11 protein-coding genes and 1 pseudogene are annotated in these 15,295 nt (G+C 37.5%); all 12 read right to left on the reverse strand.

The window, feature by feature from the left end; genetic code table 11:
* Positions 1-44: 44 nt before the first annotated feature.
* The 12 genes and pseudogenes from NX902_RS19770 to NX902_RS19825 all read right to left on the reverse strand — a co-directional run bounded on the left by NX902_RS19770 (position 45) and on the right by NX902_RS19825 (position 15,075).
* Entirely contained in the window at positions 45-1,730 is a 1,686-nt protein-coding gene (locus NX902_RS19770) for a DUF6044 family protein (protein WP_341160932.1), read from the reverse strand.
* A complete protein-coding gene (locus NX902_RS19775) occupies positions 1,727-2,155 on the reverse strand; it encodes a GtrA family protein (protein WP_163187407.1) in 429 nt (142 codons plus the stop codon). The genes NX902_RS19770 and NX902_RS19775 overlap by 4 nt, the downstream gene beginning before the upstream one ends.
* Positions 2,155-3,135: a glycosyltransferase family 2 protein gene (locus NX902_RS19780; RefSeq protein WP_095330303.1), complete on the reverse strand. Its 981-nt coding sequence runs from the start codon at positions 3,133-3,135 to the stop codon at positions 2,155-2,157. Before NX902_RS19780 ends, NX902_RS19775 begins: the two co-directional genes overlap by 1 nt.
* A 245-nt stretch (positions 3,136-3,380) precedes the next feature.
* Positions 3,381-4,485 (reverse strand): peptide chain release factor 2 gene (gene prfB, locus NX902_RS19785; RefSeq protein ID WP_341160933.1). Its coding sequence is split into 2 segments (ribosomal slippage): positions 3,381-4,412 and positions 4,414-4,485, totalling 1,104 coding nucleotides; the frame shifts between segments, so codons are not numbered across the junction.
* Between the two features lie 287 nt (positions 4,486-4,772).
* Positions 4,773-7,292, reverse strand: coding sequence for a preprotein translocase subunit SecA (gene secA / locus NX902_RS19790; protein WP_341160934.1), 2,520 nt, complete (start codon positions 7,290-7,292; stop codon positions 4,773-4,775).
* A 408-nt stretch (positions 7,293-7,700) separates the two neighbouring features.
* Positions 7,701-8,633, reverse strand: a complete 933-nt coding sequence (locus NX902_RS19795; protein ID WP_095330301.1) for a Gfo/Idh/MocA family protein — start codon at positions 8,631-8,633, stop codon at positions 7,701-7,703.
* Positions 8,634-9,407: 774 nt separating this feature from the next.
* Positions 9,408-9,575, reverse strand: a pseudogene (locus tag NX902_RS19800) (Gfo/Idh/MocA family protein); the annotation flags it as partial.
* A 19-nt stretch (positions 9,576-9,594) separates the two neighbouring features.
* Entirely contained in the window at positions 9,595-10,749 is a 1,155-nt protein-coding gene (locus NX902_RS19805; RefSeq protein WP_123260587.1) for a Gfo/Idh/MocA family protein, read from the reverse strand.
* A 186-nt stretch (positions 10,750-10,935) separates the two neighbouring features.
* On the reverse strand, positions 10,936-11,829 hold the full coding sequence (locus NX902_RS19810; protein ID WP_047943901.1) for an ABC transporter permease: 894 nt from the start codon (positions 11,827-11,829) through the stop codon (positions 10,936-10,938).
* 17 nt (positions 11,830-11,846) lie between these two features.
* Positions 11,847-12,710, reverse strand: a complete 864-nt coding sequence (locus NX902_RS19815) for an ABC transporter permease (protein ID WP_163187403.1) — start codon at positions 12,708-12,710, stop codon at positions 11,847-11,849.
* Between the two features lie 4 nt (positions 12,711-12,714).
* Positions 12,715-13,845, reverse strand: a complete 1,131-nt coding sequence (locus NX902_RS19820; protein WP_123260585.1) for an ABC transporter ATP-binding protein — start codon at positions 13,843-13,845, stop codon at positions 12,715-12,717.
* Between the two features lie 60 nt (positions 13,846-13,905).
* A complete protein-coding gene (locus NX902_RS19825; RefSeq protein WP_123260584.1) occupies positions 13,906-15,075 on the reverse strand; it encodes an extracellular solute-binding protein in 1,170 nt (389 codons plus the stop codon).
* Between the last annotated feature and the right edge of the window lie 220 nt (positions 15,076-15,295).

The following is a 15,295-nucleotide window of genomic DNA, read 5'->3' on the forward strand; positions in this document are numbered from 1 at the left end:
AAAATACCTGACTTCTTCTTGATTAGGAGAAGTCAGGTACTCTTTCACATCACTTTATATAAATAAATATGCCAATTGCTATTTTTTGATTCAAAGTCCTTCATAAAGGTGAGATTAGTTTCTGCTGCATTATTTATCGGAACGGCTGAGAGAACATATTGGCCACCCATCTCTTTCAACGCCTCAACATTTAGTTGTAAATGATTGATTTCTTTATTAGATCGCTTTGAGTATTGATAATTCTTGCCCAGTTCATCGACGAAAATATAGCATCTCCCGCCCCAGTCATCATAATAAGTTCTCAGTGCTTTATTTTTATCAAGCTCTGGCTCTATTATTTTCCTAAATTGAAGCTTGTAATCTAGTGGATAAATATTGCTGTAGGAATCAAGGGTATACAAGCCATTGTATTGTGCTATATTCGGATGAATACCGATGCTCACTACTCTATATTGGTCAAGCGGTTTTCCAATGTATTTCTTTATGTCAGTAAACTGATCTGTAGCAAAGTACGCTTTATAGCTTGGTTGATTTTTGTACATGATTTGTTCATTTGTTGGTACTAAAACAAGTAATTGACCAATAATCAGTACATAGACTAACTTTCGTCCCATGTTACGGTTCTTCCATAACATTTTTAAGGTAAGAGCAAATAAAACATATATAATCATTGGGCGCAGATAATGGAAGCGCGCAAAATTGAAGCTTGTTAAAATACCAAACTTCTCTTTTAATGGCTGCCAGCCTTCAAAAAACCAAAAAGCATACCATGTGGATAAGACAATATTCAATAGGTGAAGACCTATGTAAAGTTTATTTTCTCGCCACTGTTTTTTCAAAAGAACAAAAAGTAATCCAATTATAGTCACCGGTAAAATAATATATTGATGAATGGTACGATCTTGATTATGACTGATGACATAATTTTTTCCTACAAGCTTTAAGGTTTGGACAAAATCCAACTTTGATTGGTAAAATACATCTCTGTTCGTTAATTCATCGGATATCGGGGCAATCATCGAAGCAACAAGGCGATAATCGATTGCCAAATAAACCATTGTCATATACAAAATAGCAAAAAATAAAGCCCAGTTGCTTTTTTTATTCCGCACGAAGTCATATAGCCAGAACAACCCCAGAGCAGCTAGGAAATAGAAAAAGCCGATCACAAAGGTGGAAAAGAAAGGAAGCAGCGTTAAAACGGCTAAATCTTTCCAGCTTCTTTCACCCTTATAAATATTCAGCATACTCCATAAAGCAAGAGGCATTCCAAGAATACTAAGCATTCCTGACGGCCAATAGGGTGTTAAGCTAAAGGCAAGCGCCACACCAATAGTTAAGATATAAGCTTTATTATGCTCTTCTTTCATCACATATTTTTTCAATAATAAATACATGCCAATAAAAGCAACAAAATGTGTTATTGCTTGGCAAAGGCCATAGGCAATGACTGGTGGCAAGAATTGAAATAGAAACACCATTGCATAATACTCTGAATAATAGGTGTCTCGTGAAAATTCCCCATTCATAATTTGTTCCACTGGTGTATGTAATGGCGAGAAGGCAATTCCGTTATCCTTCATCACCTCATACCAGCCTAAATTAGAATCTAGATTATCATGTACACGCATATGTGCATCTTCATTTAACACAAAATAAGGAAGTACCCATACGAAAATAATGGCAATTGCTATATAAAAAAACTTTCTTTCTCTTTTTAGATAATTCATTTGACGCTCCTAGAATTTTGTTGATATCTTTTTGGAAAAACAAAATATTTTTGTCCAGCATAATTTAACAAAGTATAGAAGCCACTTCCAAACAGAACGGCGATTTCATCGGTATAGGAAGCGAAAATGTTCCATTCACCAAGCAGCATTTCAACCAGCACTAATCCTGCTTTATATGCCAGCAGATAAGAGGCTAAAATTACGGCAATAAAGCGAAGTCCACTGCTCCTTAGAGCGGCATTGCTTTTGAATGTAAATCGCTTATTTAAAAAGTAGCTCACACATGCTCCTACTGCATTTCCTATAAAAGTTGCGGCCCAATAATCGAAATGAAAGGCGGTCAAGCATAAATAAATCATCGTTAAACCAATAAAAGTATTCATAAGACCAACTACTAAAAATATAAGAAATGATTTATCCTTCATCAAGATTGTACCTTTGATCTTTTTTCTATTTTTTTGCATAGATTGCTTTCAATAATATAACGTGGCCGCTGCTTCACTTCTTCATAAATTTTTCCTATGTACTCACCAATTAAACCGATGCTCATTAGCATTAATCCACCAAGCAGCCAAACAGAAATCATTATAGAAGTCCATCCCGATTCTGTATGTCCCATAAATTTTTGAACAATGGCATATACACCAGCAAATACGCTAATAACAGAAAATAAGAAACCTAGTATGGTAATAAGTCGGATTGGCTTGACACTAAAAGAAGTGATTCCATCTAAAGCAAAAGCAATCATCTTACGGAACGGATATTTGGATTCTCCTGCCGCTCGTTCCTTTCGCTCATAATAAACCTTTGTTGATTTAAAGCCTAGTAAAGGGACAATCCCTCTTAAAAATAAGTTAGACTCTTTAAAGCGCAGCATTTCCTCAATCGCTCTTTTACTTAATAATCGGTAGTCAGCATGGTTATAAACAAGGGATAATCCCATTTTCTCCATTAAACGATAAAAGCCTTGGGCAGTATTTCTTTTGAAAAAAGTATCTGTTTCTCTCTTACTTCTTACCCCATAAACTATCTCATTGCCTTTTAAATACTCTATGATGAAATCTCTGATTACACCCGTGTCATCTTGAAGGTCAGCGTCAATGCTTATTACACAATCTGAAAACTTCACAGCCTCTTCCAAACCAGCTAATAGTGCCCGCTGATGGCCAAAATTTCTTGATAGCTTAATTCCACTAACTAAAGGATCAAACAAAGTTGCATTTTCTATTTTCTCCCATGTCGCATCTTTACTGCCATCATCAATAAACAATAATTGGCTTTGTTCACTGATTAAATTTTCTTCCATTAAATCGCGCAAAACAGTACGTAGATTCCCCATTGTCTGCTCAAATACCTCTTCCTCATTGAAACATGGTACCGCAATGGTTAATATTGTTTTTTGCATTTGTACTACCTCTTTTCTTTCCGTTTATTGCTCAAAATAAAATATCCCTTTTAAATTATCCCACTTAAGTAAGACGAACAAACTGTAGAATAGTTTCATAAATTGGAAAAAATTATATGAAAAATATGTAAAAAATAGTGAATAGCTAGTGATAACGGATACATTTTCCTGAACTCCCAATAAAAAAGGCCAAATTCTAGGATAGATTAGCACATACTAATCCATCCAGAATTTGGCTTCATTTATTAAGCATTAATTTTTGAACGAAGATAAGCATTAATAAAGATATCAAGGTCACCATCCATAACAGATTGTGTATTCCCGACCTCTGTATTTGTGCGGTGATCTTTCACCATGGAATATGGATGGAAAACATAAGATCGGATTTGGCTGCCCCAACCGATTTCTTTTTGTTCCCCACGGATTTCCGCAAGCTTCTCTTCTTGCTCTTCAATTTTACGTTGATACAATTTCGCTTTTAACATCTTCATGGCTGTTTCTCTGTTTTTTATTTGGGAACGTTCTGTTTGACAGGAAACAACAACCCCTGTAGGAATATGTGTAATACGTACAGCAGAGTCCGTGGTGTTAATATGCTGACCACCCGCTCCACTTGCACGGTACGTATCAATTTTTAAATCTTCTGTGCGCACTTCGATTTCGATTTCATCATTAAACTCAGGCATTACATCACAAGAAACAAAGCTTGTATGTCTGCGTCCAGATGAATCAAATGGGGAAATACGAACTAAACGGTGCACCCCTTTTTCTGCTTTTAAGTACCCATAAGCATTATGGCCTTTAATTGCCAATGTTACACTTTTAATCCCAGCTTCATCCCCTGGCAAATAGTCCAAAGTTTCCACCTTGAAGCCTTTTTTCTCTGCATATCTTGTATACATACGTAATAGCATGCTGCCCCAGTCTTGAGACTCTGTTCCACCAGCTCCTGGATGAAGTTCCAAGATGGCATTGTTTTTATCATATGGTCCACTTAATAATAAATTTAATTCGAACTGGCTTAAACGACCAACTAATTCTGTAAGCTCCTCTTCTAACTCCGCACGAAATTCAGCATCGTCTTCTTCTTTAACCAATTCATATGTTAACTCAAGATTTTCAAAAGTTTCCACTAATTTATAGAACTCATGAACTTGATCTTTTAATGCATTGCTTTCTGATATGACGGTCTGAGCAGCCTGCTGATCATTCCAGAAATCAGGATGAAGCATATCATCTTCTAACATAGCAATACGTGCCTCTTTGTTTTCTAAGTCAAAGAGACCCCCTAAAGTTTTCTAGTGTTACATTTATCTTTTCTAACTCATTACGAATATCTGCTAATTCCATTCATGTCACCCTTTATATAAATTATAGTACTAGGTAGTTTACTACTTCCTTTATGTATTATATGGCTTTTTGCAAAAAAATGCATGTTTTCCTGTTAATTTCATGGTGGATAATGTTTTTACTGGAGGAAAAAGAGAAATAGTTGTGCGTTTTTTTTATATGCTTGCGGCTTCTCCACCTTTACTTGCGACTCTCCCTTTCACCTACAAACTTGCTCCGCAAACCAAAACCAAGAAAAAAAACCTATCCTTTCTTAAAAGGAAAGATAGGCTGCTCACGAAATTCTTTTATAAATTTGCTCCATGGCAATTTTTATATTTCTTGCCGCTTCCACAGAAGCATGGTGCGTTACGTCCAATATCTAGTTGTTTTACTGCTGGCTTTTTCTTTGGTTTCTTGTCGCCGCCTTCTTCTTTCGGGTTTACTGCTTGGCCTTTTGCCACTTCTTCCCTTTCCAGATTATTGCGGATTTCTGCTTTCATGATATATTTAGCGACATCTTCTTCAATGGCAATAACCATTGCTTCAAACATAGCAAAACCTTCTGATTGATATTCACGAAGCGGGTCGATTTGTCCATATGCACGAAGGTGAATACCTTGGCGTAACTGATCCATTTGGTCAATATGATCAATCCACTTGCTGTCTACTGCACGAAGCACGATAACTTTTTCAAATTCGCGCATTTGATCAGGAGAAAGCTTCTCTTCTTTTTCATTATAGCTTTGTAGTACTTTCGCAAAAATGAATTCAACGATTTCATCGCCTTCTTTTCCGCGAAGATCACTTACTTCTACTTCGCCTTCGTTAAGAAGATTTCCACTTACATAATCCACGATCGCTTGTAAATCCCAGCTTTCTCTATCAGCATTATCTGGAGTATGCGCTTGGATATTTCTCTCTAATGATGATTTAATCATATTTTCTACAATAGAGCGCAGATTTTCCGAAGTTAATACCTCGTTACGTTGTGAGTAGATAATCTCACGTTGTTGACGAAGAACATCATCATATTGTAGCAATTGCTTACGTGAGTCAAAGTTATTTCCTTCAACACGTTTTTGGGCAGATTCTACAGCACGAGAGACCATTTTACTTTGAATTGGCTGAGAATCATCCATGCCTAGTCTTGTCATCATATTTTTCATATTATCGGAACCAAAACGGCGCATCAATTCATCTTCCATCGAAAGATAGAATTGTGTTACCCCTGGATCTCCTTGACGACCAGAACGACCACGAAGCTGATTATCAATACGTCTACTTTCATGACGCTCTGTACCGATAACGGCTAATCCGCCTAATTCTTTTACACCTTCACCAAGTTTAATATCCGTACCACGACCTGCCATGTTCGTTGCGATTGTGACGGAACCTTGTTCTCCGGCAGTTGCAATGATTTCCGCTTCTCTTTCATGGTTTTTCGCGTTCAAGACATTATGTGGAATGCCCTTTTTCGTCAAATATTTAGAAATAATTTCAGATGTTTCAATCGCAACTGTACCAACAAGTACTGGTTGGCCTTTTTTGTGGCGCTCCGCAATGTCCTCCACTACTGCTCTAAATTTCCCATCCATAGAAGCATAGATTAAATCTGCGCGGTCATCACGAACGATCTCACGATTTGTTGGAATAACAACAACGTTCATATTATAAATGTTGCGGAATTCTTCTTCTTCTGTTTTCGCTGTACCAGTCATCCCTGCAAGCTTTTCGTACATACGGAAATAGTTTTGGAATGTGATGGTTGCAAGGGTCATACTTTCATTTTGAATCTCTAAGTTTTCCTTTGCTTCAATTGCTTGATGCAAGCCATCGCTGTAGCGGCGACCTTTCATCAGACGACCTGTAAATTGGTCAACAATGACAATTTCACCATCTTGAACCACATAGTCTACATCCTTATGCATACTTGCATGGGCTTTTAGCGCTTGGGTAATATGATGGTTAATCGCAACATTGGAAACATCAAAGAGGTTTTCAATTTGGAATACACGCTCTGCTTTGGACATTCCTTCTTCTGTTAATTGAACACCCTTTGTTTTTTCATCATACGTATAATCTTTTTCTGGTTTTAAGCTGCTGACAAAAATGTTGGCACGAACATAAAGCTGTGTTGATTTTTGCGCGGAACCGGAAATGATCAGCGGTGTACGTGCTTCATCAATTAAAATAGAATCGACTTCATCGATTACAGCATAATACAATGGTTTTTGTACCTTCTGCTCATTATAAAGAACCATGTTATCACGCAAATAGTCAAAACCAAACTCATTATTTGTTCCGTAAGTAATATCTGCATTATAAGCAGCTTGCTTATCTTCTCTTGAAAGGCCATTTAAGTTAAGCCCCACTGTTAAGCCAAGAAAATTATACAATTGTCCCATTTCTGCCGCATCACGAGTAGCAAGATATTCGTTGACTGTAACAACATGGACCCCTTTACCAGAGAGAGCATTTAAATATACAGGCATTGTCGCAGTTAACGTTTTACCTTCCCCCGTTTTCATCTCTGAAATATTACCTTCATGAAGGGATGCTCCCCCCATTAACTGGACAGGGTATGGATAAAGTCCAAGCACACGCTTTGCTGCTTCTCGAACAACTGCAAATGCTTCTACCAATAAGTCGTCTAATGTTTCACCTTTTTGGAATCGCGCCTTGAATTCTTCTGTTTTTCCCTTTAATTGCTCATCCGATAATGCTGCTGTTTCATCTGCAAGCAATTCAATCTTATCCGCAATTTTAGTTAATTTTTTAATATCGCGTTTGTTTTGATCAAATACTTTATTTAAAATTCCAAGCATTAAAAAACGCTCCTTTTTCTATTATAATGAGAAATCGCACTAGTTATTGGGAAGATTATCTTTTTATCATTAAAAACAGATGAAAAATATTTGTCTTCTTTGTTAACTTATCCTGTGATTTCATCCTTTAAAATCCATTTTTTGATTATTTATCTATAAGACTGACGTAATACTATATATTATAGAAGAAAAATGATCGCTAAATACCCATTTTTCTTTAAAATGAAACTAGTATCATCTATACATCTTACCATTTCCACAATAGCGTGACAACTTATACCTAGTAAAACAAAGCACTCTATCAAGCAAACGGACACAAAACAAATAAAACGAGAGGCATGAATATTATTCTGCACTCTCGTTTTATTTGTTTTGCCTATCGCCAATTCACTAACACCTTTAATCGACCTATTCGATTTTTATCGCTTTTTCCTGTGCTTCAATACATAATGCCGCAGCAGTAAAGGCATGTTCCTGCGTCATCGCATTTTCTGTGCCATTTATGCAATCTAAAATAAATTGACCGAAAAATGGATAGCCTACTTTACCGCTTAATTGATAGTATTTTTCTCCTTCTCCATTTACCAAAAATAAATGGTTCCCCTCCTTGCTGCGTGCTATATCAATATACTTTCGCACTTCAATATAGCCTTCTGTCCCAATAATTGTCACACGGCCATCTCCCCAAGTTCCCAGCCCATCCGGAGTAAACCAATCGACACGGAAATAAAAGGTAGCGCCATTATCTGCCACCAAGGTTGCATCCCCATAATCCTGAAATTCTGGGTATTGCTTATAGTGATAGTTAGCAACCGTACTATGGAGGACTTTCGCACTTTTCGCATTTGCATAATGCAAAAATTGCTCGATTTGATGACTGCCAATATCCGTTAAAATTCCGCCATATTGCTCTGGATCAAAGAACCAGTCAGGTCGGCTATTTACATTAGCACGATGTGGCCCTGTGCCCATTACAGAAATAACCCGGCCAATCGCTCCTTCTTCTATTAATTGACCAGCAAATACGGCACTTTCTACATGTAATCGTTCACTATAATAAATCCCCCATCTTAGACCTGTCTCTGCTACCTTTTGCTTTGCTTGCTCGACTTGTGCCATTGTAGTAAAAGCAGGTTTATCCACAAAATAGTGTTTCCCAGCATCTAATACTCTTAACCCTAGTGGGCCACGCTGGACTGGAATATTCGCACTTGCTACAAGCTGAATCGTTTTATCTTGGAGGATTTCCTCTTCTGACGCTGCTGCCCTTGCTTGTGGATAGATTTGGATAAATTTTTGCACTTTTTCAGCATATAGTGATAGGTAAACCTTTGAGGCCATCTCCAGCTTTTCCCCCACTTCACACCGTGCATGAGACTTTCACCTCACACGGCGTTCCATTGAAAATTCCAAAAGAATCGTGTGTTATTTATTATGTATCTAGCATTCTTGGAAATTTCCAACTAGAGCCTATCCCTCCCCCATTTATTATCATGGTTTCATAGGTACTGTGACTCCACTCTCACGAAAGGCTACTCTGTTTTAATAGGTTAGATTGTTCCCCTTTATATACAGAACTGCTTCATAAGCAGGTTAATGCCTCCACATCCTTCCGCTTTCCACGTTCCAATTTCTCTATCCTTCCCATATATCCTTAGGTCTCTCCTATGGTCCTGTATGTATAACTTGCCTGTAACAAGCTATGGGCTTTCATAATCCAGATTCTTACTTACCCACCCATACGATCGCAATTTTGCCACCTGCTGCATTTCTACAGCATTTATGTCTAGAACCGTACATTCGGAGATTTGTCAGTATATCCCTATTCATTCTAACCATAGATACTTTATGGACTCCCGGCATATAGGATACACCATCTACCGCTAGACAGCTTTCGTGATTGACAAGGAAAGCCCCTTATCAACTTACGGTATCTCTCTGCCGACTTCACCGAGCTTCATACCAATCTATTTAACCATAGAAATGGCATGTCGGAGTATTAGAGTAGGCGTTTCAGAGCGTTACCTCTTCATTCCACCTATCGAGAAATCAGTTCTCCTAAGGTGATTAAAGAACCTTAGTGTCTAACCTTTTCCGTTAGAAACGTGTCGCACCTGGATCATAAACAGCTACTAACGTGCCGCCTGCTTCTATTAATCCATTACACATCCCATAGATATGCCCATGGTCTAAGCCAATCGCAGCAAACAGAAATTCCCCTTCTTCGACTACCTTATTTACTTGACCTTTCGGCGCATAATTCATTCCATCATTTTTATTCACATTTTTCTCCTCCTTCATATTACTCATATTTACCGCCTACCGTAATATCATTATCTTCAAAATTTTCAACGGCTGTTTTCTTTTCGTAAAAATGAATTGCATTTGTCTGTGTACCTTCTCTTGTGTAGAATAAATTATCTTTTGTTAATGGCAGCTTAATGGTTTTCCCTGTACTCGCAGATTCATAGATTGCTGAAATAAGCTCAAGTGTTTGTCTGCCTTGTTCTCCATCTACTAGCACTGCTGATCCTTGTTCCAACGCTGTTAACACATCATCGATTTGACCAGGGTGCCCTTCATATGGAATATCATCTAGCTGCTCATAATAGCGCTGAATTTTTTCTTCCAGTTCTGTATCCGCTTCTGGAAAGCCATTTCCCTTTGATTTAGACGCTTTTACTTTCCATGGTACGGAGACTCTAGCATTTTTACCCTGAAAGATTAACTGCTGTTCTTCTCCATGATGGATAACAGAGCTTGTTATTTGTGCAAGGCTGCCATCATCATAACGGCAAATAGCAACAGAAATATCCTCTACTTCCGCATTATCATGAGAGGCATTACTCATCACAGCAGTTACCTCTGAAGGCATTCCATTCATCCATTTAAAAATATCAATATGATGGACTGCATGATTTAAGGTACAACCACCACCCTCTTTTTCCCAAGTACCTCGCCACCATAAATCATAATAGCTATGCCCGCGCCACCAAAAGGAATCAACCTGTGTATGGACAATTGGTCCCATCATTTTCGTATCAAGTACGCTCTTTAACTTCATCATTGGACTTTGAAAACGATTTTGCGAAATAACGGACAATAACTTGTCATTTCTTTCTGCCGCTGCATTCATGGCATCACACTCTTCTAAAGAAGAAGCCATTGGTTTTTCCACCAATACATTTTTTCCAGCATCAAGAAAATCAATGGCAATTTTTGCATGAGTATAAGGCGGCGTACATACCGAAACTAAATCAATGTCTGTTCGCTCCAGCATCATTTGATAGTCTTCGTACACGGTTGCATTCAAATGGAATTCTTCGGCCTGTTTTTTTGCCTTTTCAGGATACAAATCACATAAGGCAACAATCCTACAGCGCTCAGGAAATTGTTGATATGCTTCAATATGAGCAGATGAAATAGCTCCTGAACCGATAATAGCTACATTTAGCACAAAACCCTCTCCTTTTCCTTAATCTATTTATTCTTGTTAAAAGAGATTTAGAATTGTTAATCTCCTCGAAATACCTTCTTAACGTTTCATATAAGTCTAGCAGTCTTCTTTGTTTGAAATGCTTCTAAGTAATTCTATGCGACTATTTCACATAAATATTTTTTTCGAAATCAGCGAATTACCATTTTATTTTTTACCAAGCCGTCTTTGGGTAAAGCTGGAAATCCATAAACTTATAAAAGCAAATAACAATAAGGGAAACATTAATGTTAATGCTAGTGAATTTAGCATTGGCTGCGGCTGGGAACCTGCTCCTTGAAGGACACTAAATACCATGACACTTAATGTCTGTGTCTTCGGTCCGGAGATTAATAGGATAATGGTAAATGTGCTAAACATACGAATGAAAATATTAATGGCAGAAGCCGTTAACCCAGGGACTAATTGCGGGATAACAATTCTACTAAATAATTTAAATTTAGTTGCACCTAAGGATTCAGCAGCCCATTCCAATCTTGGATCCAGCGACTCCATAAATGGAAGCAAAATGAAAACAGAAAACGGAATACCGACAATTAAGTTAACTAATATTAAGCCAGGAATTGTTTCCGCTAGACCTGTTGAATAAAAAATGGAAGCAACAGGTATAGCATAAACAAGTTCTGGTAAGGTAAAAGGCATCTGAAAGAAACTAATCAAGCCTTCTTTAAAAGGAAATGACTTACGCCCCAATACATATGCAGTTGGAATACTTAGCAACAATGATATAATGGTCGCAGTTACAACAATTTGTAAGGTTATTTTATAAAAATGCCCTATTTCATAAACCTGCCAAGCCTGAACAAACCAGTCCACTGTGTACCCCGCTGGAAGGAAAGTACCATACCATTCTGTTCCAAAGGCAGTTAATAATACCGCGATTGTCATCCCAATAATGGAGGTAATACATACTATTATTAAAAGCCATGTTAGAAATTTATAGAGTAGTTTGAGTAATCCTGCCACTTTACTGTTCTTAGGTACACTTGCTTCCGTAGGATTGTTTATACCACCCTTTATGGTATTCTCCACAATTCTCACTACATCTCACCTCATTGTTATTTAAATGTACTTGCTGAACCGACGAATCCTCGTTTACGTAATGCAAACACAATTGCCAGGATTACTAATTGCGTAATTGCCATTACTACAGCAACTGTATTAGCCATACTGTAGTTAAAGTTTCGCATCGCCTCTTCGAAAGCAACTACAGCAAATGTCCGGGTTGCCGATGCAGGGTTACCTACAATCACGGCAGAGGTATACACACCAATCTGCATAATAATATTTAAAGCAAATACTCTTAAAACCCCACCACGAATAAGTGGATAAAATACTCGTCTAAATGTAACCCATTCGCTGGCACCAAGCGATCTGGAAGCCTTTTCTAAATTTGGGTCAATGGAATCCATCATCCCGATGAAATTAGTAGCAAGGAATGCCACACCCAAAATAACACAAGCAATAAATGCACCAGTATAGTTATAGACAAGTCTGACTGGCTCATCAATAAGGCCAATTTGTAAAAGAATCGTGTTGAACCAGCCTGTTGGCTTGAAAAATGAAATAATCGCCATATCAATAATTAAGGAACCTAATGTAAGGGGGAAAATAATTAATCCGGCAATTATTCCTTTGCCCTTCATCTTTCCTCTTATATAATAGGTAATCGCGAAAGCAATAAATAGCTCTAGAAATGCTGCTGGAATCACTAAAGCAAGCGTTCGAAAAATAGTTTGATAATAATCTGGATTTGTAAAAAACTCAATATAGTTACCCATCGTGAAATGAGAGGTTCCATTTTCTTGGAACGTCATCATAATCCCTCTTATTAAGGGATAAACAAATATCAAAAGTACTGGAAGCAGACTCGGCAGAAGCATTAAATAATCACTTTTTTTCGGTTTTGCCTGATAATTCATGTTTTCACCCCTCATCCAAAATAATAATCTTAGCGGGATTCAAATATAGCTTTACTTTTTGGTGGGCCTTATAAGGATCCAGCCCTAAAACACTGGTCTTCAAAATAGAACCATCTTTGGTTTTAATTTCATAGCCAGTAGTGCTTCCAACATAATCCCCAACCAATATCTCCCCTTCTATTACATTGGCTCCGATTCGATCATTTGAGACAATTTCAATCATTTCTGGCTTAATTGTTAGAAGTACACTATCCCCTACCTGATGGCGACCATCCCCTTTTATTTCCAAACGAAGCTTGGCATCTGATTCAAAAATAAAGTGATCATTATTTTTACTGATAATTTTTCCTTTAATAAAGTTAGCGTAGCCTAAGAAATTGGCAACAAAGTGATTTTTAGGCTTTCCGAAAATTTCCTTTGGAGTGCCTAGCTGTTGAATTTCCCCTTTAGACATTACTGCTATTTTGGTGGAAAGCGACAATGCTTCTTCTTGATCATGTGTTACATAAATGGTGGTGATCGCTAGTTCATCATGAATTTTTTTAATTTGAATTCGCATATCTTTACGAAGCTTTGCATCCAAATTACTTAATGGTTCATCTAATAATAGAACCTTTGGGCGAATAACTAGTGCTCTTGCAAGGGCAACACGCTGCTGCTGTCCTCCACTTAACTCTTTAATAAATCTATTTTCCAGTCCATTTAGCTGAACCATCTCCACTGCTTCTTGTACTCTGCGCTTTTTTTCCTTTTTTTCTACTTTGCGCATATCTAAACCAAATGCGATGTTTTGAGAAACAGTCATATGAGGAAATAAAGCGTAGTTCTGAAAAACCATGCCAATATCTCGCCTATTCATAGCAATATGATTAATCGGAGAGCCATTAAATAGAATATCTCCTGAAGTCGGCTCAAGGGTTCCTAATACCATCGATAAAATCGTTGTTTTCCCACAGCCGCTCGGTCCAAGGAATGTCATAAATTCGCCGCTTTCAATGGTCAAATTCGCATTATTTACAGCTGTTGATTCACCAAATTGTTTTGTTAAATTCTTGATTTCAACCTTTGTACTTGTCGTATTCTTGATTGCTTTAGATGCTGCCGACTCCGTATTTGCCAATACTGATTGTTCCATACTAATTCTCCTCCTTCTCTCCCTAGTCTCTAGCAAACAAGAGACTAGGGAAAATACTTCCTATTTGAGTGCTTGAATTTTTTCTTCCCAAAGACCGTATAATTCATTGGTCTCTTCTAAGTCTGGGAATAGTATCCATTCTCCTTCTGGAACTTTCATTTTGTCGCCTTCTTTAAACTCTGGCATTACGGACTCCACTAGAGTTTCATATGATTTTTGATATTTAGGTTCTAGCATATCAGGTGTTGCTAGACTATTTGCTGGAAGGAAGCCTCGAACATATCCTTGTGCTTGTATTTCCTTCGAAGTAGCAAACTTTAGAAACTCGAGCGCAGCATTTTTACGATCTTCTGGTAAATCTTTTACCATTACATAAAATTGAGAATCGATAACTTGTTTGGCATCCTCCAATTTCACAGCTTCAATATGCGGCGGGATTGTTTTAATCGCTTTATTATCCGCATACCAGAATGGGATGTGCGGTACAATATCTACTGCTCCCTCATAAAGAAGATCAAAGGAGTCAGATGTTTTTGCTGGGTAGTATTCAATCGTTTCTCCAATTTCTTCTAAATAATCCCACGTTTTATCTAATGAGCTTGGATTATTTAAATCTTCTCCCATTGCTTGAATAAGACCAAAGAAGAATCCTCGTGCTGGACCACTAGATGGAACTGCAGGGTATGTAAATTTTCCTGGATTTTCTTTAATCCACTTTCTTAATTCTTCATATGTTTTCGGTGGGTTTTTAACAGTTTTTGTGTTATACATCAAGATAGGACCACCAGAACCAGTTGTAACTGGTGCACCATAGCCTTCGAATTTATCAATATACTCCTGACCAATTTCATTCCATTCTGTAGAATGAGTCTCTTCTGAGTATTCGGGTAATATCTTTTCCCATAAGCCTTCTTTAATGCCAAGTGGAAGACCATCTAAACCAGTCACCACTAGATCAATGGTTCCATTTTTACCTTGGGTTTTTATTTTGTTGATTACTTCTTGGGGTGTACCTCGACCATATTCCACGTTGTATTTTCCATCTGTTGCTTCTTCAAACATTGGTATAACAATATCCTTATAGTATTCATCTCCACCAGCGGCCGAATAAATCGTAAGCGTTATTTTACCATTTTTTCCTCCAGAACTTTTTTCAGCTCCTCCGCATGCAGATAGTAATAAACTAATTGTCATGATTATTGTTAAAAAAAGCCATCTATGCTTTTTCAAAATAATCCCCCCAATTCTCCTGTATTATTAATGCTCGCAAATAAAAATGCAGAATTGTTACTGGACTAAGATGTATTTTGTTTCCCCTTCTAAGAATCACCCCCTTTAAGTAACCTCGGCATCGTATAACGCTAAAATAATTGCAAACGATTACAATTATACAAATTCAAGATATTCGTTCTATATCCTTCTTTTACTCAAGAAGAATATACTAGTATGG

It is taken from the genome of Niallia sp. FSL W8-0954 (assembly GCF_038005605.1).
GTDB classification, from domain to species: Bacteria; Bacillota; Bacilli; order Bacillales; family Cytobacillaceae; genus Niallia; species Niallia circulans_A.